A 25,817-nucleotide genomic window follows, 5' to 3' on the forward strand; every position below is an offset into this window, starting at 1 on the left:
AAAAATCCATTACTATAAATGTTGAACACGATTACCCTGGTCTGGGTGTATGATAGGGAAATGAGTAGTAGTGAATGGAGTCTCGACGTTGCAAGGGAGCTGTGGGGGCTGAACCACAGTATAAGGGGCGACACGATAACAGTTGACGACGAAGGCTACCTCGCTATCTCTATTGGAGGCAGCAGCGTGAGGATCAAGGATGTAATGGAGAAGTATGGTTTCGACGTGGCCTACATAAGGGTGCTCCCGTTAATAGGTAAAGCGATGCGACTGGTCTACGAGACCTTCACAGAGCTAGCCAGGATCCATGGTTTCAAAGGAGGTCTCCAACCCGTTTTCCCCATGAAGGTTAACCCTATAGACATAGTGATCGACGCTATCTGGAGGTATGGTGAGAAATACGGGTGGGGCTTCAACACAGGCTCCATCGGGGAGCTGGAGCTCCTCTCCAAGTACGCTGGGAAAGGCCCAAGGATACTGGTGTACGATGGGGTCTTATCGGATAACGTGGCGAGAATACTGGAGGGCTTCAGGGAGAAAGGCTGGAGGGTCGTGGTGGATGTTGAAAGCGAGCACGACCTCGACATTCTCTCCAAGCACCCGGAGCTCGAGGTCGGGTTAAGGATAAAGCCTCTTTTCAAGCCTGGGGGTAAGTGGGCTCACTCAGCGGGGCTTGAAGGCAAGTTCGGTCTAACAGTGAACACGCTTGTGAAGCTGAGGGAGGAGTATAAGTGGATAGAGGAGAGGGCTAGGCTGCTCCACGTGCACGCCGGCTCCCAGATCTACAAGTGGAGTGATGTGGAGGCATTCATCAACGAGGTCTACAACATATATGTCCAGCTAACCGCCAACGGCTTCAGCAGGCTGGAGCTCGTTGACCCCGGTGGTGGACTAGCCTACCCCTACCTGGATACGAGGAGTGGTTCAATAGAGTCACCTGACTACACCGTGGTCGACTACTTCAACCACATGCTGAGGGTTTTCAGCAGGCTGGACAAGCACCCGGTGCTCGTCTACGAGGGCGGCAGGTATATTGTGGCAGCCCACAGGATAGTGGTTGCTAAAGTAGTGGATGTACGCCCCTACTCGGCGGAGCAGCTTTCCTCAACGGGTACGAGTGTGGTGGAGGATGTTCTTCGAGGAGTAAGGACGATCCGGGATTTAAAAGCTGTTTTAAAGGAGTATAGGCGGCTCATACACAGGGGGAGCCAGGGGCAGCAGTACACGCTGGAGGAGAGGGAGCTTGCAGAGGACCTGGTCTCAAAGATCCGGGAGGAAGTAGTGTTGAAGCTCAGTGAGCTCTTGAGGGCCGAGCCCTCCAGTGTCGACGAGGTTATAAACGACCCATTCCTCTACAAGCTGGCTACATCTCCCTCGAAGAGATACATACTCAACCTCTCCATATTCGCCGACATACCTGACTCCGTGCTCGTCAACCAGTACTTCCAGGTTGCACCGGTTCAAAGGCTTAACGAGAAGCCGGATGTCGTCGCCGTGCTCGGGGATCTAACATGTGACAGCATGGGTGAGATAGGCGAGTATGTGAGCCATGTGAGGATGCATGTTAAAGCCGATGACTGGTTCACCCGTATGGATCTAAGACTGGTGATGGCTCCATATAAGAGGCTTAAGCTGGGCGGTGTCCCGCTACACCTCCCGGTGAAAGGGGAGAACTATTATGTCGCGATACTTGACACGGGTGCATACCAGGATCCCTTGACGATGAAGCATAACTTAATCTACGGTGCCCCCGAGATAATCATGGATGAGGTTGACGGGGAGCCAAAGATAGAGGTTGTTGAGAGAAACGGGAAGTACCTTTAGCCGCCCATGCTGCTTGGACATGGCTGGACGGCTACCGCTTCACCTACAACGCTTTTAGCCGAGTACCCTTTGACACGCGCCGTGATAGTGCTCCAGACGGGTATAAGCCCCTTGACCTTGACGGCGACAGGGTAGCTTCCCGGGAACCTGGCCATAGTGTACCCCGCTACGTGTTTCTCAGCGATGAGGCCGTAGAGAAGGGTGCCGGGGGGTAGGATCCGCTTCAACATGGCTTTATCGAACAGCCTCATGACTTTAACACGGTGCAACCTGTAGAGGCCTTCATGCTTCCTCAGCAGGTATTCTACCTCGCTTCTCTTAAGCCAGAGCGGTGTGTTCTCGAGGACGGCCACCCTGCGGATGTTGAGCCTCCTAACCATCAACCCCTCCTTCATAATCCTCGTCAAGTACTCGAGGTTCACACGGTATGTCTCCCTGCTCTCGCCTGGGAGCCCGTATATCAGGTTTACACCTGGAAGCAGATGGGGCATCCCGTTCCACCCTCTCAGCCCGCCAACCCTGTTAACTATGCGTATGGCCTCCAGGGCTTCCTCCGGCCCCACCTTCAGGTTGTTTGCTTTAACCACTTTCTCATCGAAGCTCTCTATTCCCAGGGCTGCTACATCGCCTGGAGTGTGATACTTTACAATGGTTTTCAAAGCCTTCACGGATTCATCGACATGGCTTACAATAGTGCCCGGGTTCACGTTATCGATGTGCAGCGTTACAAGGCCTGGGGCAACGCTCCTTATCCCGTGGAAGAGTTTTTCAAGGGCCTCCGGGTTCGGGCGCGGGAACTCCTCTCTACCAGTATCCTCCGACATGTAGGCCAATATATCCGGCTGCCTCCCCAGCCTGATGTGCCTCACCCCAAGGGAGTACAGGGCTTCAGCCTCCTCCACTATCCCTTTCAACCCCCTCATGATGGGCCTACCGTACCTGGGCTCGATGCAGAAGGAGCAGCCTCCTGTAAGCCACCTGCTGCAACCCCTGTACGTCTCCACTTCCACGATGAGGTTTCTCCCGTAGTTGGGGTGCTGGAGGACTATCCTTGCCCCTAGTTTGAACGCTTTATCAGCCAACTCGTAGCTTTCCCTGAGGAGCCATGGACGCGCCTTCTCGAAGCCGTGTTGAACCAGTTCATCCATGTAGACCTCTGGGTCGCCTGTCACAATCTCTGTGAAAAGGTTTTTCAGCCTCTTCGACTCGACAGCGATGCTTCCTCCACCGCTAGCAAACCCGTATCTTGCAGCAGGCCCAACCAGGATCTTGTCGACTCCCCTGGTTAGGAGGAGGATTGTTTCAAGCTCCCGGAGGCTCAGGGGCCTGCCGCCCAGGTACCTGCCGGGTACTTCCACACCGCTTACAACGACGAGGAGGCTGCTTTTCCTCGCCTCCTCAATGAAGGCTCCGAGGCTCCGCCTCGCCTCATCTATGGTCCAGTACCTTATCTCTGCGTCTCTAACCCTGTTCCATACAGCACCCGCTATGAGCCTTGGATAAGTGTTTATGTATGGAGGCACCCCTAGGCCGGCTGGTTCATCAGTGTACCCGTCTAGGATCACTATTTTCTCCAGCATTCCATGCCACCGCTCCATGGAGGAGAGGAGTGTTCTCAGCCCATATCCTGCAGGTTCCCTCAGAGCTAACCATGCATGGGCCATAGGGGTTGCCGGGGGTGCAGGCCTTCATGAAGAGCGGGCATTGAGTTGGCTTCGCCAGCCCTAGGACAACCTTGTCGCATATGCATCCAGGATGCTTATCGTCAGTCACGGTCTCCCTGAGCCCCGTCGACTCGAAGAAGTCGTGTCCACTATACCGGGGCCTGTGTACCGCACCGCTTAAGGGTACAACCCCTATGCCACGCCAGTAGCTGTCCCTCGCCTCGTAAACCTCCCACATGGCGTTCAACGCGTACTTGTTTCCCTCCGGGGCAACCACCCTGCTGTACTCGTTCATGAGCCTAGGCTTCCCCTCCGCAAGGTTCCTTATAATCATGTATATTGAGAGCAGGACGTCGAGGGGCTCGAAGCCGGAGACCACTACTGGGATACCGTATTCATCAGCAATAAACCTCCACGCCTCCGCCCCGATCACAGTGGACACGTGGCCCGGTGCTATAACCCCGTCGAGCCTCACCTCTGGATGCGCCTCGGCGAGAAACCTCATTATAGGCGGCGTCAACCTGTAGGCTGAGAGAACATAGAGGTTCCCGGGGACCTCGCCGGCTGCAAGAGGTATTGCTGTGGAAGGCATCGTGGTCTCGAAGCCTACGGCGAGGAACACGTGTCTCCTCCCCGGCTCCCTTGCCGCCTCCGTTATCGCGTCCCGGAAACTATAAACCACCTTCACATTGCCCCCCATGGCCTTCGCGTGGAAAAGGCTCCTCGGCTGCTTCCCCCTGGAGCCAGGTAGCTTGAAGGCATCCCCGTATGTTAAGACGACAGTGTCCTTCTCGAAGCTGACGTCGACGAGTACATCTATATAGTAGCCGGGGGTTATGCAGACCGGGCATCCGGGTCCAGCGATCAGGTTTATCCATGGAGGCATCAGGGATCTAAGCCCGTAGTGCGTTATAGTCCACTCGTGTGTCCCGCAGAAGTTCATTATTCTAATCTCGTCTCCCCCGTGCTCCGAGAGAACCCTTTTAGACTCCTCCCTTATCCTTTCAGCCAGCTTGACGGCTAGCCCTCTCTCCCTGAGCTGCATGCTCATGGCTCGGCTACCTCCATGAGTACTCTTTAACCCTGTTTAAGTCGAGCACTGTATCCAAGTCTAGGAGCACGCCTGGATACCCTGTTTCAACGAGTAGTGTGTCATCCAAGTGTCTCCTCACCACTGCTTTAAGCCCCTGTGTCTCCTCGTCTATAGCCGTTAGCTCCGCGTAGAGGTCGCTTGAAAATATTATGGGGTGCCCTCTCCTCCCCCGGTAGGATGCGACAGCGATCTTCTTCCCTGACTCGAGGAACCTGAGGGCTACATAGTCGTATACTCCGGGATGGATCCATGCTGCGTCACCGGGGTTCACCATGATCCCCTTTAAGGAGCGTGCTTCATCCCGTATTGATTCAAGCCCTTTTCTAACACTGGAGCTCATGCCGGCCGCGTAGTCCGGGTTGTATACTACTCTAAGCCTTTCCTTCAACCTGCTTGAGGCATGCTCTTCTACAACCCTGGATACCCTGCTTGATTCATGCCCTGTGACAAGGATTACCCGGGATACATATGTGGAGGCAGATATGTTCTCCAGTGTTTGAACCACGAGTGGTTTATCCAGCGTGTAGAGCATCTTGTTCCATGGGAATCTCGTGCTGAACCCGGCTGCAGGCACGATGCAGGCTATCATGCATACACCCGTGGTGGGGCAGCCCTCAACGGGATACAGCGAACAACCTGTAGATGTCCGCTATGTCTTCGAAGACGTCGCTTATCCCCTCGATGTCGTCGACTATCTGGGGGAGCACCAGGCACTCTGGCTTCACCTCCCTGCTGCAGGCCGAGTATATCATGGCTATTGCCTCAAGCCTGAGCTCATCTATCTTCTCCTCCAGCTCCTCCACCTCGTGCGATATGGATAGTGCTCTCGCAGGATCCCTGCTCATGGATTCGAATAGCTCGATGATCTTTCGTGAGGCTGTGAGGCTTTTCTCAGTCATCTCCTTCATTAAGGCCTGTATTTTCTCATCGATCACTATACCCGATTCAACGGCTATCAGTATCCTTTTACCCGCTGACTTAGCGTATCCCAGGGCGTCGTCCAGGGAGAGGACGAACCTGAGCAGGTTCTCCCTGTCGTCTGGATGCAGGTAGGTTGCCTTCAACTCCTCCATGATGCTCCTCTTCAACTCATCCCCGTGTTCCTCAACCCTGTTGAGTTCACCGTAGAGTCTTGAAACAGTTTCCACGCCGCCCTGGATGCTTGAAACCAGCTCGCTGAGCTTTGAAACACCTATCTCCACGGTTCTAGCGTGCTCCCTGATGCTCGAGAACATGGACTCGAAGTATCTCCCCCTGGGTAGGCTCATTAGGTGCCACCACTTATCCTCAATCATAATTACTCGTACACCTATTTAAATACGGGGAAGCCGGCGGGGAAAGACTTATATATCTCCCCGTGATCATCACTCTACAGGGGCCTGGACACGCCTGGACCCGTTTAAGCCCGGGTTGATGGGTCCCCGGGCTCGGTGGGCCGGGTGTGCCAGCATGCCCTTCGAGAGCCCTGTTAACAGGGCAGGGGTTGAATAGGGGGCGTCCGGCTTCATGAGCAGCCCTGAGTATGAGAGCATATATGATATACGCTTCCTGATGAAGCGTGGCATAGTTCTAACGCTACCTTTACTGAAGACCCTGGACGCGGTGATCACGTTGAAGAAGGTGACAGCCGACGACGTGGCTAAGTACACTGGGAGAGCTAGGACGATAGAGTCCAGGTACTTGTCGAGGCTGAACAAGATAGGCATAGTGGCTAAGGTGAAGGAGGGTAGGAGAGTCTACTATATTGAGCCGGTTGAAGCAGTCAGGGAGGCCATACAGAAGTACGGGGACAACATGATGGTGGAGCAGTTGGCACACCAGATAAGTCTGCCAGCCGACATAGTGAAGCTAATCATAGACTTGATGAAGAGCGGTAAGATACCGCCTCCCCAGCCCGCTGGCGGTCAGCAGGGCCAGGCTACTTGATGTTCAACTGTATGGAGACGGTTTCAGACGACCCTCCTTTAAAGGATATCACGATTGATGAGACATTACCGTTGCTCCTCCTCAACCCCTCTGCCACCGCCTCAACGAGCTTTGTTAGCAGGTATGTCCTCGACACGGATCCATTCCTAGCGGCGAACTTATCTATGATCTCTAAGTCATCCTCGCTGACTCTAAGCGATATCATTCTTTTCCTAGGCTTCAACGAGATCTCTATAATGTTGTCGTTGACGATGATGGAGTCGCTGAAATCGCTGCGCGCCTTCGTCGTTATCATGGCGTTGGACACCACATAGATCAAGTGTTGTCGTCCTCATTAATAAATAAATCCCGGGGCTAGGGGGGAGCTCGATACAGGAATATTTAAATGAAACAGGCATAGTGTTTTCATGAAGATGTTTGCATATAGTTACAATCGAAAACCTCATCCCTCGATGCAGGGAGGAGGCCCGGATTAAACACCCAGCCACGAGAGCAGAGTGCCCAGTTAGGGCTGTGAGGAATCAGGGTTATAAGCATGTGCATGGCTTGAATAATAGTGGAGGACGGCCCCTGCAACACTCCCTTAGAGGGATTGGGATGAGCGGGGGCGACTCCCCTGGGCACATCCATGTTTTTAAGCCGCGGAGTATAGATGTATTACAAGGGGCTCGAGGCCCCGGTGTAGGAGTTGTTGAAGAGAATTATACTAGACGTGCTCTACCCGGTTAGGGGTACATCCATAGTGGATCTGGCTAAATCCATAGTGGAGATAACCGGGGTCAGCTCCGTCAGCATCACTGTGAAAGAGGTTGACGTCGACACGCAGAACATCCTCGTCATGGTTGAAGGAAGCGACATCAGCTTCGAGGATGTAAGGGACGCTATCGAGAAGGAGGGAGGGGTCATCCACAGCATCGACCAGGTTGTGGCTGGAGAGAGGATAATAGAGCCCCCAGAATACCTGGTGGAGTGAACGCGTTGAACACCAACATACTTGAGCTCCTCGACGGCTTCTCCAAGCAGTCAAGGATCCTAGTGGTGGACTCCGAGAAGCTTGTTTTAAAGGAGTATGGCGGGGAGGCAGGGCTGATAAAGTGGCTAGTCGTGAACCTTTCTTCGACACCGGTTAAAATGTATCCATTCGTCTTCAACCCTAGGAGCCGCATGGAGAGAGAGGTATCCTTTCTGAGGACGGATACACCAGGCTTCATGAAGCCGGGTCTCCGTGTAGTCGACTACATTGGTGTCAGGATAATCAGGGACTACGTGGAGGGCGAGGAAGTAGACTCCTCCACAAGCCCACAGGTTTTCAGGGTCTTAGGGAGATCCCTGGGCATGCTACACTGCTCCGGCTGGGCCCTCGGCGACACGAAGGTGTCGAACTTCGTGAGCAACGACGGCTGGGTCTACATCGTTGACGCTGAGCAAGCAGTGGAGACGTGGAGGAAGGAGCATTTTTCATGGGATCTAGTGGTGTTCGCATCAACCCTGGGGATAAGCTGCTACAGTAGCTGCGTGACGAATCAAAGGGCTTACCTTGAGAGGATTGAGGCCTTCCTCCAGGGCTACCTCGAGAACCCTTGTGCACCCGTAAGGGAGGCAGTGTACTCCTTGACGGAGGGTGATTCAAGACTACTCTTATTCCTCCTTGTGCCATTCCCGTTGAACATGGGGGTTTCAAAACTCCTGAAGGAGATGCAGGGTTTAACGCATCGCGACGAATCCATCCCTACATGGTCTCCTCGATGAGGAGGCAATCCGTGTGGAAGGCATGTACTCGCAACTGGGGTTGAAGCCTTTCATTAAGGTCGATTAGGGTGGTTTATTGAAGGAGGATAGGGTAAAGGCTGGTTTAAAAGCAGGTGGGTGGAGAAGCGTTTCTCGAAGGCTAGTCTGATGGAAGGATAATGATGTTCCTCCATGGCAGGGTTAGCTCAACCTCGTTGCCGGTGCTTACATCAACAGTGTTTGGCAGGTAGACTAGTAGTGGTAGATTGCCTATTTTAACCCTTGCCTCAACTTTCTCACCGAGGAACATGGCGAAGTCGACTACGCCTTTAACCACGGTGTCTCCTTCCTCAGCCCTCCCGCCGCCTAGGCGGATTATCTCTGGCCGTATGACCACGGAGACCTTTCTAGGCAGCTTCTCAACTGGTGTCACACCTCTTACAATGATGTCGGCGTCAGCTAGTCTCGCCTCAGCATACTCGCCGCTCTGCGATACGAGCTCACCGGGGTAGATGCTGCTTCTACCGAGGAAGTCGGCTACGAAGAGGCTCCTGGGCTTGAAGTATAGTTCCTTGGGTGAGCCCACCTGTACCACCCTGCCCTTGTTCATCACTGCTATCCGGTCGCTGAGGCTCATTGCCTCCACCTGGTCGTGTATAACATATATGGTTGTAAGGTTTAAGCTCCTCTGGAGCTTCCTAAGCTCCTCCCTCATCTCGATCCTCAGCTTTGCATCTAGGTTGCTGAGGGGCTCGTCTAAGAGGAGTACCCTGGGCTTCACTACTAGTGCTCTCGCGAGTGCAACCCTTTGCTGCTGTCCTCCCGACAGCTGTAACGGGTACCTGTTCTCCATGCCTGAAAGCTTCACTAGTTCCAGGGCCTCCTTCACCATCTTCCTTATGTCTTCATCCGTTAACCCGAGCTCCTTCTTCCTCAGCTTCAACCCGTATGCCACGTTCTCGTAGACGGTCATGTGGGGCCATAGTGCGTAGTTCTGGAACACCATTGAGGTATTCCTCTTGTAGGGCTTGACGAATGTGACGTCTTCGTCGTCGAAGTAGACTCTGCCTTTGTCAGGGGTTTCGAAGCCCGCTATGATCCTCAGGGTGGTTGTCTTACCGCACCCGCTTGGCCCGAGTAATGTGAAAAACTCGCCGCTCTGGATCTCTATGTTCACGTCCTCAGCTGCTACAACGGCTCCATAGTATTTTGAAACCCCTTCGAGCCTGACCCTTGTCAAAGCCCTGATCCCTCCCCCTGTTTATACACCTATGAATGCGTACCTCTGTTTAAATACGTAAACCACTATCACCACCACCACGAGCTGTATTAGTATCAGTATCGTGCCCATCGCGGCCACCAGCATTGGGCCCTGCCCTGCAGCACCAGCTATGTTCTGGGCCATGTAGTATGTCAGCGGCGCGTAGGCATCGTTCATGCCGCCGAAGGTTATGCTGGTTGAGACCTCGGTCGCCATGTAGATGAAGCCTAGGAGAGCCCCGCTCAGAATGTACCCGATTATGAAGGGTAGGATGACGCCGAAGACCACTCTCATCCTGGATGCACCCAGGTTCATTGCCGCCTCCTCCAGGTTTTCATGCACCTGCTGGAAGCCGGCGAAAACCGATCTCACAACGTACGGTAGCCTCCTCACGCTGAACGCTATAATGAACACTAGCCATGTAGCGAAGGAGAGGCTGCCGGGCAACAGGTATGTCACTGCGCCAGGCACCAGTTGCGACAACGCGTTTGCCAGGATGTAGAAGAAGTAGTAGTAGCCTAGTGCGAGCACGAGTCCAGGTATGGCTAGTGGCGAGGTCGACAGGGAGTCAAGGATGTTTGCAAGCCACTTGATCTTCAGCCTGCTGACACTGTAGCCCACGGCTGTCGCCAGGAAGACGGCTATGAGGACGGAGACGCCGGCGTATAGCAACGTGTTGACAAGGTACCTGTATATGCTTGGATCGGAGAGTACTTTCCCAATGTACTGGAAGATGTCGCTGGGCATGGATAACTCTATCCCTGTTGCACCAGGGTAGGGCTTCAAGACCCCGAGCGACACCAGTACGACGCCTACCTGCGGTAGCATAGCGAACAATACTACGGGGAACACTGCGAGGTACACGGCGATCATGCCGAGTAAGCCGGGTCGCCTCACCCTCGGGTTAAGCCTGCCGCCCCTGCTTATCATAGCATAGCTCCTCATACCCACATAGTTCCTGATCGCCAGGAACGAGACAAGCGTCAGCAAGAGTAGTACTACGCCTAGGGCGGCCACCTCGGGAGATATGAGTCCAGTGGTCGTTCTAATACCCATGTATATCTTGTAGCTCATGAGGCTCTGCACATTGAACACTATTGGGGCGCCGAGGTCCTCGAGGCTGAAGACGAAGACCAGTATTGAGCCGGCTGCTATACCGGGCAACGCTAAGGGTAGCGTGACGGTTCTGAAGAGCCTGAAGCCCTTGGCGCCGAGGTTTTCGGCCTGCTCCTCTGTAGAGGGATCTATGTTGATGAAGCTGTTGTAGGCGTTCAGGTAGACTATTGGGAAGAATGTCACTATCTGGGCCAGCATGACGCCGACTATGCCTTCAACCCTCAGCTTGAAGCCGAAGAACGTGTTGAAGAGTGATGAGACAGGCCCGTCCTGCCCCCATATCAGCTTAACCACGTAGGAGTTTATGAAGGGCGTGTTGAACAACGGCACTATAGCCAGGATCCTTAGCAGGGTGTGGCCAGGGAACCTGTAGCGTGCCAGCACGAATGCCACTATGATTCCCAGGAGTGTAGCGAACACTGTCACGATGGATGCAACCACCAGGCTGTTGACGACTGGGCCATAGTCTACTCCCCTCACAACAAGTATTTTTCCAACACCCGGGATCTCGATCATCCTCCACCAGTCTTTGACAATGGGATCCAGGTTGACATAGCTACGTGTCCTCAGGACACTGTAGAAGTTGCTCCACCACTCCCCGCCGGCCGGCGGTGTAAACGAGTACATTAGTACGAGCACTATTGGTACAACCATGAAGAGCGTGAGGTAAGCTAGCCCGAACACCGTGAAGAACCACATGGTTGCATCAAGCTGGCTCACAGTGTTCCTTATTCTACGCGTCAACGGTACTCCTTCGCCACGTATCCTTGCTTTCTCCCTTGCCTCAGCTATCTTGCCCCTGAGATAGCCTGCTACAGCTACGCCGGTGTAGGGTGTTAGAAGGACTGCGAAGCTCTGCGGGTAGCCGTATGCATCTATCAAAAGGATCACGAAGATGTATATCAGGAACACTAGTGCAAGGAAGCTCATCGTGAAACTATATTTTACTGATTCATAGTTGTAGAGGCCCCTGGCAACCATTAAAGCTCCTGCTGCTAGCCCGGCCAGCATCAATGCGTAGTTGACTAACTTGGATGAACCCGTGTCCAGCAGTGCGTCACCTATGAGTGATGCTGTAAGGAACACTATGCTAACAGCTAACAGTAGTATACTCCCCCTACTCAACACCGCACCCTCCAAGCAGGTTTACCTGTAATAAATAGGGTGGAGACTTAAAAAACACAACTAGCCTGTGACAAGGCTTCACGGCCCTGAGGGCACGGGCTTCCCTGCTAGGGCATCCTGCAGCAGGTTCAAAGCGTTGAGGTATCTCTCCCTTGCAAGGCTCTCCCACTGGCTCATTAAGGCCTGGTATACTGAGGCATCGCTCATCATCTTCTGGTTTATGGAGATCGCGTAGTCCACGGTGAATGAAACCGTGCTGCCTGTCACCGGGTCCTTGAAGCTCAACGGTTTCGAGATGTACTTGGTTAGATACGTGAACCACTCCCTGCTTATCTTTCCATCAAGGTAGGCCTGGGCTATCCGGGCCCATGTAGCCTTCAGGTCGTCGTGTGGGTTAACGAGGGTTGCCTTGAAGTAGTATATCACCGCGTTCACCCAGCTCGCTGAGAGTGTTTCATTGAAGGGGATGCTCTGCGAGTACATGGCGTCCTGCAAGGCCTGCTTTAGATCCTGCCTGCTCTGCCCTGCCTGTGTTTCAAAAACCTTAGGGTTCACGGGGAGCCTGTTGATGTCCTGCAGTAGCCAGATCTGCTGTCCACCATACTCGTTGAGCACCCATGCCATGAACGCTACGGCGTGTACCAGGTGCTTAGTAGTCTTCACTAGTGCTATCGGGTCACTGTTAACTATGGTTTCCCCCTGGGGGGCAATGTACTTGCAGTTCGGGTTGACCTGTTGAGCCATGTAGCCGTAGAAGTCTATTGTTGTGCCAACTGCGACATCACCCCTTATCACCGCGTCGCGGGCGTCACTGCTGCCCTGATATATGACTGCGTTGGCTGCGAGCAGGGTGAGGATCCTCCAGCCCTCCTCCCAGCCCTTGGCCTGCAGGATGATCTCGAATATCCTTGTGTTACTGGTGCTCATGGTTGGATCAGCCGTCGCGATCTGCGGTATGTCTGGCAGGTACCTCGCGTACTGCGGGCTGGCTAGATCCTCCCACTTCTGGGGCATGGGTAAGCCGTATTGGTTGAGGCGGACTAGGTTGACTGTGAACCCGAAGCTGCTCACGCTTGCACCGATCCAGTGTATTAATCCGTTCCCATCGACTTTAAACGTCTCTGCACCACCTATGGTTTTAGGTATCTTATTCAGCTCGTACATCACTGCGTTGAACTCGGGTTTACTTGGGTCAACTGGGAGCAGGTACCCGGCTGCATCGAGGTTATTGAACAGCGTTGGCCCCCCTCCCCATGCCACATCTATCGGTGTGCCTGCTTTAGCCGCGTTATCTATGTAGCTCGTCCAAAGCTCGGCTGGGGCTGCCACGAACTGTATATCCGTTATACCTAGCTCCCTTGCCACAGGGGAGTTTAGGAAGGCGTTCCTTGTAGCTGTTAGAATGGATTGCTCATGCCTCGTTATCACTATTAGCTTAACGCCTCTCTCACTAGTCAGCTGTTTCAATTGATCCAGCCACGGGTACTCAGCGTATGTTGGCTTACCAGTCGTTGTTGTAGTAGTGGTTGCTGGCTGAGTCGTCGTTGTTGTAGTCGTCGTCGTGGTTGTCGCCGGCTGGGTAGTCGTCGTAGTGGTTTGAGGAGGCGGGAGCAGTCGTATAATCACTAGTGCACCGATCGCTGCTACGATTAATGCTAGGACAAGTATTAATGCCTGAGTAGTGGTAAGTGCACGGTTCACGGTGCTCACCTTCTTCAAAGACCTCTCATTTAGTAATAATTAAGCCTCCATTATTTTAAATTTGATACCCTCACCCAGCTTCTAATCTCTCGGCTCTAAGGGATGAGTGCTTCAAGGAGCACACTGGTTTCCACTCTCCCGCCTTGGAGGACGCGGCTTCCAGTTGTAGAAGTGTTCCCGGGATTGAAGCGAATAGGGAAAGGTGTGGTGTTGGAAAAAAGTCTCGGTTGCTTCATCATCCTACTTCTTCTTGAACAACATGCCTACTGCTATGCCTATTACCAGTGTGATCACGGCTATTATCCCTGTGGTGGTCACGTCGAGCTGGGTTGATATGGATGTCGTTGTCGAAGTAAGCGTTGTTGTTGAGACCTGGGTTGTCGTCACGGTCTCGGTGGTTGTGCTCACATAGGTTTGTGTAGTCGTAACGGTTGTGGTGATGGTCGTGGTAACGGTTACGGGTGGGTAGTATATTGACCCGCCCTTTACACCGTAGACTGTGGCTGGTTTACCGGCTGCTGTATCGTAGCTGGAGAGCATTGTATACTGCTCCTGCTCCGAGGGGGCTAGTAGGTCCACTACCTTTGGCTGCACATTTGCAAGCAGTGCCTGCGGGTCTCCGCCTCCCAGCGCCCATTCACCGGGGTCGCCTGCCTGTATACCGCGTATCTTCTTCTCTCCGAAGCCATCGTAGCTGGTTAGGAAGACATACCATATCCAGTTGCCTATGTTACCGGTGTCCCCTAGTAGGCTCTTAGCTATCTTGACCTCTATTATGTTGGCATTGGTGAACGCGTAGACGTCGAAGAGTGTTCCATTATTGTACTCGTCGGCTATGAGGGAGCCATCAGCCTTGAAGAGCGCTGAGACCTCTCCATCCGGGAACGGGGTGTTGCCCCAGCCTGGTACAGCCGCTAATGCATAGTTCCAGCCTGGTGCAAGGTTCACGTAGAGCCCCATGGTCGACGTGTTCACTGGGAGAGTATTATCCGTGGTCTTAATGTATACTTGGATGTGCTGTAGGCAGAACCCGTTGGGCCCGCCCCACGGGTTGCCTCCCAGATCCTTCACCTGGATCTGCAGATATATGTACTCCTTGTCCTGTAGAACCGTGAACTTCAACATGTCGAAGACGCCCGGCTTGAACACGGGGTTCGTGGGGTAGCGTAGAGTGCCCTGGCCCTTGTCATCGCCTGAGGGATCGTTGACTTCGAGGACTTTGTCAGCCATGTAGCTTGGCTGAACCACTAGTTTAATCCACCACTTCAAGAGGTTCTCAACGAACCTCGGCCCGTCGAGTGAGACATTGTAGTAGCTTGAAGCCCATGCCGGCTCGTAGTCGCCGTACAGGGATTCCGAGGCAACGGTTATCACGACGTTCTTACTGCTCCAGTACTCGGCTGCGTATGCCACGAAGTCGAACCAGCCGGCTCCCTGCCCATAGGTCACCGGGTTGTAGACGTATGGTGCAGGCGGCTTGTTGTCACCTATGTATGCTTTATGGAACCATGCTATCCTGATGAGCCCTGGGAAAGTGTCCTTTACGGGGTCACGGTAGTTCCCGTTCTCGTCAACCCATATGACTACGCCGGGCCCGTGCATGAGGATGGGCTTCGTTACCCCTTGATCCAGCATCCATGTACTGAGGCCTGGGATGTTGTCGGGTTCGACGAATGCCAGCATCCTGTAGTATGCAGCGGTACATGTCGGGTATGTTACACCCTTATAGGTGTAGTTCATGGATGGATCGGAGTATGCAGCGGCCTGCTCAAGCCTCAGCTTCGCACCTATGTACTCTAACAGCTTGTTCACATTGTCTATCGTGGTGGGTCCACCGCCGTAGTCGCTGTCCCCGGCCACGTATAGGGCTTTTCTACCGGTGTCAAGCCACTTGCTTATAGCATCCAATTCATCGGGTGTGAAAGCCACAGTGGGCTGCCCGATCAACAGTATGTCGACATCCTTCAATACATCGCTGTTTATGGTTGAACCCTTAGGGATGATCTTCCAGTTGACGAATGTAAGGTTACCCATTATGTAGTTGAGGTATTTATCGCTCTCTCCATGTGCCAGGTCAACGGCTACCGTCACCGTTTTCAATGGCTGCTGGGTTTCTGCACGTGGAAGGATAGCGATCCCCGGTAGTAGTAGGAGTGATATTATTAAGAGTGAGACAAGTATTCTATGCATCTCTAACGGCACCTCGCCATGATATAGTAGTTATGTAGGGGCTGGTTAAAAAACATTAATTAATACATGCGTGTCAAGAAACCCACGGGTTACCCGCCGCGCAGGCTCCTCAGCAGGAGGAAAGCAACCACTGCGACCACGACTACTGCAACAACAGCGATTACCAGCGTCGAGCCTGATGCCTGGGCAACCCCGGTTTCTGTTGTAGTAGCCGGTGACGTTGTTGTCGTAGTAGTGGTCGTAGTCGTCGTTGTTGTAGTTGTCGTAGTAGTGGTAGTTGTAGTGGTCTGCTGAGTTGTCGTCGTGGTTACCGGCTGTGTCGTTGTTGTAGTAGTGGTTGCTGGCTGAGTCGTCGTTGTAGTCGTCGTTGTGGTTGTCGCCGGCTGAGTTGTCGTCGTGGCAGCCTGGAATGTTATATTGAAGACATAGCTACCCGTATTCCCAGCGTTGTCAGCCACCTGAATTGTGAGAGGCAGGGTCACGGTGGTGGCTGACTCAACCCTGACTGTTATCACGAGGCTCATTCTGTTGAACTGCTCGGTGTAGGTTGACGGAGTCATCGTGAACGTGTTGTCTCCCGGTATCGGGCTACGGGTTATCACCCTATCGCCCAGCCTGACACTTAAATTGTATGGGCTTATGCCCCAGCCTTCATCGGATAGATCCACGTATATTGTGGCCGTTGCGTTAACCCTGGGCGTCGATGGTACAATCTTCTTGAGGATCGCTGTAGGCGGCTTCGCGTCGGGCGCACCATATATAGTGAACGATATACCGGCCTGGTAAGGCAGGTTCAGCTCGATGAGCAGGTAGAGCCTGCCCTCGATGATCTTGTAGTCTATTATCCGTATGGATGCACCGTTGAACGCCCATTGCACTGTGTAATTGAATGAACTAGTGCTCCATGGGAGGCTCCAGACTAGTCTCCCAGAGAAGTTTATCCATGAGAGATTGTTGTTTTCAAGCCTGAAGCTATACCCGCCCGTGGAGTATATGGCGTTCATATATGTGAATGTGAGATTACTCCATCCGAGACTGTTTGCGACAGGGTATACTCCTATAGGTATACTGTTCAATGCAAGTGCCCTAGTAGAGTTCTTGAACCCCGTGAATGTTGGAGGCGCCAGGGGGAAGCTGAGGCTACCTGTACTTAGGTCGAGCTCCATGAGGCTTAATCCATCGTAGGAGGCCGAGCCATGTGCCAGTGTTGTAAACGTGAGGAACAGTGTTGTCGTCCCAGTCCTTGTGCTCGTGTACTTCACGAAGAAGTCTCTATGGGTGTGGCCTGAGAGAACCATTGTAACATTGTAGTCTTCAACCATCTTCAGGAAGTACCTGAATGCAGTCATATTGGTTGACCAATAGCTGCTTAGAGGCGTTGAGGGGCCGCCGGGTACGTAGGGCTTGAGCACTGTTTCATCATCATACCTCGTGTAGAGTTCCCCCTGGTAGTAGAAGGGTGGGTGATGCACCAGTATCATCTTGTATGGTATGCTACTGTAGTTCTTGAGCACCTCCTCGGCGAACGCCAGGTCCTCCCATGACGGGTAGCCTTGCTCAGGGGACCATATGCCTATAATCAGTAGCTTACCGGCGAGAACCCTGAACCACTTTGTCGGCCCCAGGTAGTTGGTGTAGTATGAGCCTCCCGAGGAGTAGTCGTGGTTCCCCGCTATTCCAAGCACCGGTATATTGTACAGGTATGCATACCTGTAGGCTGAGGCCATTACATACTCGTTGGATGAAGCCGTGTCGGCTGTATCGCCCAGCCACAGGATGAAGTGTGGGGAGAGGAGGTTGTCTATCGTGAACCCGGCGAAACGACATGTGTCACCTGTGAAGACATCGGGCTGCCCTGTTATGAAGTGTATATCGGTGTTCTCAATAAACCTCAGCACGGTTGGCCACGACTTCACAACCCATATGGATCTGGGCACTGTGTAGCTGGTTGAACCAGCCTTGAGAACCAGGTCGTAGAGGCCCTCTTCCGCCGTGGAGGGTATTGAAAGAGAGTATCTTCCCGACCCCTGCGTGGTCAATGTCAAAGTATAGTTGAACACTACTAGCTGATCGCCCACGGGTTTCACAGTCCACATGTATGCTGAGTCTACGGGTAGTGAACTATACTGGGGTCTGAGCTCAATAGTATATGTGTCTCCAGGGGACACTATTGCCGGGGCAACGGGCCCTATGTTTGCAGTAATGATCTCGGCTACGCCGCTCGTGATGGAGGGTATGGCTGGAGGCGTCTCACCTGTCGCTACATGTATTGCTACATGTATTGAGCCAGATAAGAGTAGGATTAGTAGTAGCAGGCTAGTGATCCTCATGCCTAGACACCCCGTATAGGTATGATTTTAGCCTTTGAAACAATATAAATGTAACCCGGGAGAGTGCTGAGCCATGACTAATAGGTCCAGGGGTTTTCAACACGAGAGGGATCTAGCCAGGAGGCTCTGGGAGCACGGCTTCGCAGTGGTGAGAGCACCTGCCAGCGGGAGCAGGGCAAGGGTGTTAAGGTACCCTGACATAGTCGCGATCTACAGGGGCAGGGTCATAGCACTAGAGGTGAAGACGCTTAGGGAGGAGAAACCAGTCTACGTGAGGAGGGAGCAGGTTGAGAAGCTCGCCGAGTTCTCGAGGCGGGCTGGTGCCATGCCCTTCATAGCGGTCAAGTATGTTGGGGAGGGCGAGTGGTTCCTTGTACCGCTTGACAGGCTTGTGGAAGCCGGGGAGGGCAACTATAAGATACCTGTTGAAGCCGTGCGTGAGGGACTCAGGCTCAAAGCCCTCGTCTCACAGGTTAAGGGCGATAAGAGTATACTTGACTATACTTGAGGGCTGCGACGCCTACTCCTCTATTCTCACCCTGATGGGCAGGTTGTACTTCTCCTCTATCTTCCTCAGTCTCTTTATCTTCTTATTATATTTCCTCAGGTCGCTCCTAGTGATCGAGACCACGATGGCGTCGTTTTCAAACCTTATATCTGCCTCCGGCATGAGTTTGCCTAGTTCTTCAATCACCTTCTCGTGGGTTGGATGCTTGCCTTTAAGCTTTTTAACCGGGACAACCACTGTCTGCTCACCGAACGTGTAGATCTCGTACTCTAGTTCGCCTGTCAGGAAATCCCTTACCTCTACGACGGGCCTGGAGAGCTCTGCTTCACGTAGACCCGTTGGGAGCTTCACCGTCATCTTCACCTCGTAGACCTTGTCGACCTGACCGTTCCTTATGAATATGACTGTGTCTATTATCGATGGTATCATGCCGAGCTCAACCCTCCCTATGAACCTCTGCACAGCGTCGATCGGGCTCGTGGCGTGCACTACGCCTATCATCCCTATGCCCGCCAGCCTTAGGTCTGCGAACAGCTTAAAGTCCTCGTCAGTCCTCATCTCGTCGAACACCGTGTAATCGGGCCTGGAGAGTAGGAGTATGTCGTGTAGCTCACCTATGTCCGCGTAGTGCTTACTGTACTGTGTTATATCAGGGGGGAGCATCATGTCCCTCGGTGACTCCACTGTTTTAACCACCTTGTTCATCCTCATGTAGTATTCTGCGAGAGCCTGGGCAAACGTTGTCTTACCCATTCCTGGTGCACCGGCTATGAGTATGCCTTCAGCTCTTTCATTCAGCCTCTTCACTAGTTCCTCCGGGAGGTTATAGTCTTCAAGCCTCAGCTTCTTCAAAGGCCTCACAGCTGTTATCTCCCATCCATCGCTTAGAGGCGGCCTGGTTATAACTATCCTGTAGGAGCCGAGCTGCACTATGGTTGACCCGGCTCTATCTATCTCTATGAAGGCGTCGCTCCTGCTCCTCGTGGCCTCTATTATCTCGTTAGCCATCTCCTCTATCTCCTGTCTTGTCAGCGGTTTATCGCCGAGCCTAGTGAACCTCCACTCACCTGGCCTGCCCACCTTCGCCACGGGTGCCACGCCTTCCTTTAAATGTATGCTCATAGTGTTCTCAGTGAAGAACCTTTCGAAGCCGAGCCTGCCCTGCTCCCTGTCCCTTACGAGGATCACCTGTACGCCCATGGCCTTAGCCACCTGGTATTGGAGCTCGCTGCCAGTGATGAGGACCCCGTTCACCGAGTAAGCGTACTCCCTTACCACAGCGTTAACCTCGTTAACCACTTGCTCTTCATCTGTGATAGGCCCTTTCAACCTCTCCCCTGTTATCTCGAGCCCTATTGTACCGGAGTCGCTGTGCTCTCTAAGCCTCTTAACCTCCTCGAGACCAGTGTAGCCGATCACCCTGCCCTTGGATGCATGGTACTCGAGGATCTGTATGAGGGATCTATGAATCACAACCTTGCCTACTACACGTCCCTCACTGATCAACCTGGATACGGCTCCCTGCGTGAGGGCCGAGAGATCCGGTATGTACACTGTTTCACCAGCTATCCTGAAGCCCACTATCCACACCATCCATGGAGAGCCAGCTCACTCAATTGCTTACGGCTTCATATACTTATATACCTGACACCTCCGAGCACTAAGAGCCCTGGGCGTCATAAGCATTATAATTCACTACATGTATCAATGCACTCGTGGAGCAAGTGTTCAGAGAGGTGGCTTAAATGACTAGAGACTCAAGCCTACTCGTCATAACACTGCTGCTACTCGTGCTGCCTTCACTGATGCCTCCTCCCGGAGTCAGTGCTCAAACACCCCTGTCTCTCTATGAGAAAACGCGTAGGGTGATACCGGGTAACCTCCCATGGTACCCGTTGATCATTATAGGGGATAACAGGCCATCCGACGTCAACGCCGTGGATCCCCCGGGCGTCTTCTACCAGGCGGTCAACGAGGCTGAGAACGCTCTTCCACTCGCCTTCATAGGGCTTGGAGACCATGTTGGGCTCGGCACACTGGATCAATATGTCAAGCTCTACGAGATACTCAACAAGACTAGGCTTGAAAACATCTGGATGACCCCGGGCAACCATGATGTGGCATATAGTGGTGTGAACGGGACGGGCTTCGACTTCTGGAGGCAGTTCATAGGGCCGGATTCAATGGTTGTCGACGATATACCGGGGTGGAGGATAGCCCTCATAGACTCGGAGACAGATATATCTACATGGGGACAGCAGATACAGGCAGCCTACAACTCTACAGGCGGCAGGATGCTACTGCTAGGGTTCCACCGCCCCCTCTACCCTAATGTAAACCATAACCTGAAGCAGGGCTACGACACCGTGCTACTTGGATACATGAACTCTAACGGGTGGCCGGCCCTCGTGCTGCAGGCGCATTTTCATGCATGGGTGAGCTACAGGTACAATGGGACAGAGTTCCTCATAGTCGGCGGCACGGGTGCACCACTCTACTCCTGCACCGATGTATCGGCTCCTGGAGCCGTTTGCTCAAGTACATTCCACTACCTAGTGTTAACACTGTACCCTAATGGTACATACACGTATACACCTGTGAAGCTCGGCGAGGGGAGCGGCACCCTGAGGGTTATACCGTTGAACTCCACCGCGTACCTGGTGGCGAACTCCAAGATAGACGTCTACGGTAACCCTGTGGAGTACCCTGTAAGACTACGGTTTAAAGCCCAGGGTCTCGACGTCTACGTGGTGGCCAGGATACCGGCTTCATCCGGTGTGGTCTTCGCGCTTGACCCTGCTACAGGCAGGCTCCTTGTCTCCCAGGGCGTCGACTACTATGTCTACATAGCTTCAAGCAATGGATCCATAGTGGTCAACGGTGGGTCAAGGGAACTGGATCTCTCACAATACTTGCAGGGGAGGAGCGTCTCCGTGGAGACACCGGTGGAAGTGGTTAAAGCCGAAACCGTTACCTCCACATCGATAGCGTACATTACCAGGACGGCGACTAAGACCATTACCTCCACGTATTCAACAACGCTCACGGAGACCTCGGTGACCACTGTCACCGAGACACAGCAGCTTCCGCCGACCACTATAACGGTTCAACGCAATGTTACATCGACATACACGACCACGGTTCCCCTAATAGTGGAGCATGAGGCTCCAGGAGGCGACGCTTACCTCTATATTGCAGCAGTGCTAGGGGTTATAGCCGTTGCAGAGTTAGCCGTGATAATATTTGTGAAAAAGAAGTGAGCTACAAGGCTTTTTTCCTCGCCTTCTCAAGGAACATATCCACATACTCCTTTATCGAGGGTCCCTCAACAATCCTCAGCCTGAACTCCACTCTTGCAACAGGCTTATCCACCTTTATGAGCTTCGTGATATCGGAGGGTGTTCCCAGCACTACGGCGTCGACGGGTGCTCTCCGTATGGTTTCCTCGAGCTCCCTGAGCTGCTCCGGCCTGTACCCTGTGCTCGGGAGTATGGGACCCATGTGCGGGTACTCCTCGTACATCTTCTTGAAGAACCCGGTTGCGAAGCCTCTTGGATCCACGGGTTGCGCACCGTGCTTCAACGCCGCTACATAGCCGGCTGCGTAGGGTGCCCCGCCATGGGTTACAGTGGGCGAGTCCTCTATCACCAGCACCTTCTTCCCCTCAATCACCTTGGGGTTGTCCACTGTGACCACGCTTTCCCCGAGGCTTACATGGGCGTCAGGGTTCCTTGCAAGTATGCTCTCCTTGATCCTGTCAACAGCGCCCGGTTTAGCCTGGTCAACCTTGTTTATTATCACGGCGTCACACATCCGCAAGTTGACTTCACCCGGGAACGATGAGGCCTCGATGCCAGGCCTCATAGCGTCAGCCACGGTTATCATGAAGTCCGGCTTGTAGAACGGCCAGTCATTGTTCCCCCCGTCCCACAGTATTACATCGTTCTCGGATTCCAGGAGCCGCAGTATCCTACCGTAGTCGACCCCTGCGTACACGGGGAAGCCCAGCTTCAAGTAGTGCTCGTACTCCTCCCTCTCCTCAACGGTGGCATTATATTTATCCAGGTCCTCGAAGCTGTGGAAGCTCTGGACAGCAGACTTCTCGAGGTCGCCGTAGGGCATCGGGTGCCTCACTACGCCTGTTTTAAGCCCCCTCCTCCTGAGTTCAAGGGCCACCTCCCTGGAAACCATGCTTTTACCTGCACCAGTCTTAACCCCTGTCACAGCTATGACGGGCCTTATGCTCTCCAGCATCGTGTCGGCTGGGCCATGGATCCTGAAGGATAGTCCAAGTGAAACGGCTCGTGAGAGCACTGAGCCGAGTTCACTGTATGTTAGGTCACTGTATGCTAGTACAGCCTCCTCAACGCCGTGTACTCGCACAACCTCCTCCAAGTAGTCCATGCTGAGTATAGGTATCCCGTCAGGGTATAGGGATCCGGCTAGGGAAGGCGGGTATCGTCTCCCAGAGATCCCTGGTATCTGTGTCTGGAGGAATGCCACCACCCGGTACTCTGGGTTATCCCTGTAGAACATGTTGAAGTTGTGGAAGTCCCTACCGCTTGCGCCAAGTATTACCACTTTCCTAGGCATGTATTTCACCGGGGTTGTATATAAGGTATATATCCACATATAAATGCTATCTGACCTCCCCATACTGAAAAGCAAGGGTTCCCGGTATAGGGGAAAGGGTTTTGTAAGGACTCATAGTGTTTGAAAAATAGGGGGCTTGGCGGGGTGAAAGCTGTTAGCCGACTGTGTCGAATAATCTGGTTGACTCCCTTATGTGTCTCGCATTCCTCACTGCGTCAAGCATGATCTTCCTCTCTATGCTTGCAACCAGCCTCCTCGTCGATATAACGGCGTCGGGGTTCACGCTTATACTGTCTATTCCATATTTCACCAGGAACTCCACTATCTCCGGGTAGACGCTTGGTGCCTGACCACATATGCTCACAGTGGCTCCTCTACTGTGGGCTTTCTCAATGATCATCCTTATCGCCTGCAGTACTGCTGGATCCCTCTCATCGAAGTAGCCCATCTCAGCCAGTATGTTGCTATCCCTGTCTGCACCTAGCACTAGCTGTGTGAGGTCGTTGCTGCCAATGCTGAAGCCGTCGACGTACTTGGCGAACTCGTCGGCTAGTAGTGCTATGCTGGGTACCTCGGCCATCGCCCATACCTTGAAGTCCTTGCTCCTCTTGAGTCCCTCCTCCTCCATTATCTTGATGGCTTTCTCAAGCTCCCATGTTGTCCTCACGAACGGGAACATTACCCATACGTTGGTTAACCCCATTTCCTCCCTTACCTTCCTAATGGCCCTTACCTCTAGCCTGAATGCTGGCTCGTACTTGGGGTGAATGTACCTGCTGACTCCTCTCCAACCGATCATTGGGTTCCTCTCGTCTGGCTCATACTTTTCGCCGCCTTTCAGCCCACGGTACTCGTTTGTCTTGAAGTCGCTGAACCTGACGACCACGGGCCTCGGGTAGATTGCCTGTGCCACCTTTGCTATGCCTTCAGCCAGCTTATTGACCACTATCTCGGGCTTACCGATCTCGATCAGGTATAATGGGTGGTACTGCACCCAGTCAGTGAAGATGAACTCTATCCTCATTAAGCCTATGCCGTCGAAGGGTAGATCCTTGTACTTCTCGATGGCGTCTGGTTCACCCAGGTTCATGTATATCTTTGTCGCTGTAACAGGGTATAGTGGTAGAAGCTGCTCTGGGCTTATACCCACCGATGCCACTGCTCCAGCTACCTGGGGGGCTTCGGTCTTCGGCTTCACGAGGTCTTCAACTATGCCTTCATATATTACTCCTCTGCCACCGTCAACCGTGACCTCTATACCTGTCTTTATCACCTGTGTAGCACTGCCCGTGCCGACCACTGCCGGGATACCTAGCTCACGGCTGACTATTGCAGCATGGCTCGTCATGCCTCCCTCATCGGTCACTATTGCCCTCGCCTTCTTCATTAACGGCACCCAGTCTGGATCCGTCATCTTTGTTACCAGGATATCGCCCTCCTTGAACTCCATGGCCTCCTTACTCTTGGGGTCGAATATAACCCTGGCTACTCCAGCACCTACTCCGGGTGAAGCCGGTAGACCCTTCACAAGCACCTTTGCCTCGCCGAGCTTAACGGTCTTCCCCTTGACCTCTGTAGGCTTCTTCTCAGCCTCCTTGGCTTTCTTCGTACTCCACACGGTTTCAGGCCTTGCCTGTACGATGAACACGTTGCTTGGGAACGGGAGGTCTGAGTCTATAGCCCACTCTATATCCATGTGCTTCCCATAGTGCTTCTGGATCAGCAGTGCTAGCTCAGCCAGTCTCTTAACCTCGTCGTCTGAGAGAGCCGGCTTATCTGGATGGGCTATCTGGGTTAGAGGCGGGTTGACTCCCTCGCCTTCCTCGGATACCCATCTCCCCTTCTGCTCATCCCACTTCAAGTGCACGTTTCTTCCTAGTGCCGGGTCGAAGGTTATCATGAAGGTCTTCTTGTTCAAGTGTCGCTCAACTATGCTGAGGGTTTTCTTGTCGACGATGAACTCGTCGGGCGTCACCTTACCGCCTACCACTGACTCGCCGAGCCCCCAGCTACCCTCTATTACAACGACGTTCTCGTCCCCGGTGACCGGGTGCAGTGTAAACATTACGCCAGCCGACTTGCTGTTAACCATCTTCTGAACCGTGACGCTCATGAAGGTTCTCTCATGGGGTATTCCCTGTGCGACACGGTAGAATGTCGCCCTCGCTGTGAAGAGGCTTGCCCAGCACCTCTTCACATAGTACACGACGTTGTCTGCACCGTATACATTCAGGTATGTGTCCTGCTGCCCGGCGAAGCTGGCCTCGGGTAGATCCTCGGCTGTCGCACTACTCCTAACGGCTACCCTTAGCTTGCCTGGATCCAAGCCAAGCTTCCCGGCTAGCTCCAAGTAGTACTTCTTTATCTCGTCCTCAACCTCCTTGGGCATCGGCTGGTTCATTATCATCTCTCTTATCCTGGCAGTGGTCTCCTCAAGCTCCTTGGTGTTGTTGACGTCGAGTTTCCTCAGCATCCCATATATCTTCTCGCCCAGCCCGGTTTTCTCCAGGAAGTATTTGAAGGCGTAGGCTGTGACAGCGAAGCCTGGGGGGACGGGTATGCCCGCGTTGATCATTTCACCGAGATTCGCATTCTTTCCTCCTACTAGGGGTACATCGTCTTTTCTCACTTCTTCAAGCCATAGGACGAACCTTGACTCCTTGCTCATTTAACCACCTTCCACTTGTTCAGGGCTAAGGGAATCCGGTTGATGGCTAAAAAAGCTTTCCTACATACACGTATCTACCGTTTATACATC

Annotated in this window: 19 protein-coding genes; 6 read left to right on the forward strand and 13 right to left on the reverse strand. The window is 53.2% G+C overall.

Annotation, left to right across the window (positions count from 1 at the left end; all coding sequences use genetic code 11):
- Nucleotides 1–45: 45 nt before the first annotated feature.
- Nucleotides 46–1,824, forward strand: a complete 1,779-nt coding sequence (locus DESMU_RS02490) for a type III PLP-dependent enzyme domain-containing protein (RefSeq protein WP_245526474.1) — start codon at nt 46–48, stop codon at nt 1,822–1,824.
- Here DESMU_RS02490 and DESMU_RS02495 read toward each other — a convergent pair.
- Genes DESMU_RS02495 through DESMU_RS02510 form a run of 4 tightly spaced genes read right to left on the reverse strand, consistent with a single transcriptional unit; the run spans nt 1,821 to nt 5,849 of the window.
- The gene (locus DESMU_RS02495) at nt 1,821–3,404 is read right to left on the reverse strand and encodes a radical SAM protein (RefSeq protein ID WP_013562021.1); all 1,584 of its coding nucleotides are present in this window, start codon (nt 3,402–3,404) and stop codon (nt 1,821–1,823) included. The genes DESMU_RS02490 and DESMU_RS02495 overlap by 4 nt on opposite strands.
- A complete protein-coding gene (gene hypD, locus DESMU_RS02500) occupies nt 3,367–4,539 on the reverse strand; it encodes a hydrogenase formation protein HypD (protein ID WP_013562022.1) in 1,173 nt (390 codons plus the stop codon). Before hypD ends, DESMU_RS02495 begins: the two co-directional genes overlap by 38 nt.
- A gap of 7 nt (nt 4,540–4,546) precedes the next feature.
- Nucleotides 4,547–5,170, reverse strand: coding sequence for a nucleotidyltransferase family protein (locus tag DESMU_RS02505; RefSeq protein WP_013562023.1), 624 nt, complete (start codon nt 5,168–5,170; stop codon nt 4,547–4,549).
- Between the two features lie 25 nt (nt 5,171–5,195).
- A complete protein-coding gene (locus DESMU_RS02510) occupies nt 5,196–5,849 on the reverse strand; it encodes a DUF47 domain-containing protein (protein ID WP_013562024.1) in 654 nt (217 codons plus the stop codon).
- Nucleotides 5,850–6,087: 238 nt separating this feature from the next.
- Here DESMU_RS02510 and DESMU_RS02515 point away from each other — a divergent pair, with 238 nt between their 5' ends.
- A complete protein-coding gene (locus DESMU_RS02515; protein WP_013562025.1) occupies nt 6,088–6,507 on the forward strand; it encodes a helix-turn-helix domain-containing protein in 420 nt (139 codons plus the stop codon).
- Here DESMU_RS02515 and DESMU_RS02520 read toward each other — a convergent pair.
- Nucleotides 6,500–6,817 carry a hypothetical protein gene (locus DESMU_RS02520; RefSeq protein ID WP_245526510.1) on the reverse strand — a complete coding sequence of 106 codons (318 nt, stop codon included), beginning with the start codon at nt 6,815–6,817 and terminating at the stop codon, nt 6,500–6,502. The genes DESMU_RS02515 and DESMU_RS02520 overlap by 8 nt on opposite strands.
- 378 nt (nt 6,818–7,195) lie before the next feature.
- Between DESMU_RS02520 and DESMU_RS02525 the strand changes: the two genes are divergently transcribed.
- The gene (locus DESMU_RS02525; protein ID WP_013562027.1) at nt 7,196–7,480 is read left to right on the forward strand and encodes a DUF211 domain-containing protein; all 285 of its coding nucleotides are present in this window, start codon (nt 7,196–7,198) and stop codon (nt 7,478–7,480) included.
- Nucleotides 7,477–8,256 (forward strand): BUD32 family EKC/KEOPS complex subunit, encoded by a 780-nt coding sequence (locus DESMU_RS02530; RefSeq protein WP_187286343.1) that lies wholly within the window; start codon nt 7,477–7,479, stop codon nt 8,254–8,256. The genes DESMU_RS02525 and DESMU_RS02530 overlap by 4 nt, the downstream gene beginning before the upstream one ends.
- 139 nt (nt 8,257–8,395) lie before the next feature.
- Here DESMU_RS02530 and DESMU_RS02535 read toward each other — a convergent pair whose 3' ends face one another.
- The 5 genes from DESMU_RS02535 to DESMU_RS02555 form a co-directional block, all read right to left on the reverse strand.
- Nucleotides 8,396–9,475 carry an ABC transporter ATP-binding protein gene (locus DESMU_RS02535; protein ID WP_013562029.1) on the reverse strand — a complete coding sequence of 360 codons (1,080 nt, stop codon included), beginning with the start codon at nt 9,473–9,475 and terminating at the stop codon, nt 8,396–8,398.
- Nucleotides 9,476–9,496: 21 nt separating this feature from the next.
- Nucleotides 9,497–11,737, reverse strand: coding sequence for an ABC transporter permease (locus DESMU_RS02540; protein ID WP_013562030.1), 2,241 nt, complete (start codon nt 11,735–11,737; stop codon nt 9,497–9,499).
- A 78-nt stretch (nt 11,738–11,815) separates the two neighbouring features.
- On the reverse strand, nt 11,816–13,438 hold the full coding sequence (locus DESMU_RS02545) for an ABC transporter substrate-binding protein (RefSeq protein ID WP_013562031.1): 1,623 nt from the start codon (nt 13,436–13,438) through the stop codon (nt 11,816–11,818).
- A gap of 240 nt (nt 13,439–13,678) precedes the next feature.
- The gene (locus DESMU_RS02550; protein ID WP_013562032.1) at nt 13,679–15,628 is read right to left on the reverse strand and encodes a glucodextranase DOMON-like domain-containing protein; all 1,950 of its coding nucleotides are present in this window, start codon (nt 15,626–15,628) and stop codon (nt 13,679–13,681) included.
- A gap of 89 nt (nt 15,629–15,717) precedes the next feature.
- Nucleotides 15,718–17,958 (reverse strand): metallophosphoesterase family protein, encoded by a 2,241-nt coding sequence (locus DESMU_RS02555; RefSeq protein ID WP_013562033.1) that lies wholly within the window; start codon nt 17,956–17,958, stop codon nt 15,718–15,720.
- 73 nt (nt 17,959–18,031) lie between these two features.
- Here DESMU_RS02555 and hjc point away from each other — a divergent pair, with 73 nt between their 5' ends.
- Nucleotides 18,032–18,466 carry a Holliday junction resolvase Hjc gene (hjc, locus tag DESMU_RS02560; RefSeq protein WP_013562034.1) on the forward strand — a complete coding sequence of 145 codons (435 nt, stop codon included), beginning with the start codon at nt 18,032–18,034 and terminating at the stop codon, nt 18,464–18,466.
- A 12-nt stretch (nt 18,467–18,478) separates the two neighbouring features.
- Here the strand turns inward: hjc and DESMU_RS02565 are convergent, their stop codons facing one another.
- The gene (locus DESMU_RS02565) at nt 18,479–20,059 is read right to left on the reverse strand and encodes a PINc/VapC family ATPase (RefSeq protein ID WP_048813438.1); all 1,581 of its coding nucleotides are present in this window, start codon (nt 20,057–20,059) and stop codon (nt 18,479–18,481) included.
- A 152-nt stretch (nt 20,060–20,211) separates the two neighbouring features.
- Here DESMU_RS02565 and DESMU_RS02570 point away from each other — a divergent pair, with 152 nt between their 5' ends.
- Entirely contained in the window at nt 20,212–21,726 is a 1,515-nt protein-coding gene (locus DESMU_RS02570) for a metallophosphoesterase family protein (RefSeq protein WP_013562036.1), read from the forward strand.
- 1 nt (nt 21,727) lies between these two features.
- Here DESMU_RS02570 and DESMU_RS02575 read toward each other — a convergent pair whose 3' ends face one another.
- Nucleotides 21,728–23,059 carry a cyclic 2,3-diphosphoglycerate synthase gene (locus DESMU_RS02575; protein ID WP_013562037.1) on the reverse strand — a complete coding sequence of 444 codons (1,332 nt, stop codon included), beginning with the start codon at nt 23,057–23,059 and terminating at the stop codon, nt 21,728–21,730.
- 154 nt (nt 23,060–23,213) lie between these two features.
- Nucleotides 23,214–25,727 carry a phosphoenolpyruvate synthase gene (ppsA, locus tag DESMU_RS02580; RefSeq protein ID WP_013562038.1) on the reverse strand — a complete coding sequence of 838 codons (2,514 nt, stop codon included), beginning with the start codon at nt 25,725–25,727 and terminating at the stop codon, nt 23,214–23,216.
- Between the last annotated feature and the right edge of the window lie 90 nt (nt 25,728–25,817).

It is taken from the genome of Desulfurococcus mucosus DSM 2162 (genome assembly GCF_000186365.1).
GTDB classification, from domain to species: Archaea; Thermoproteota; Thermoprotei_A; order Sulfolobales; family Desulfurococcaceae; genus Desulfurococcus; species Desulfurococcus mucosus.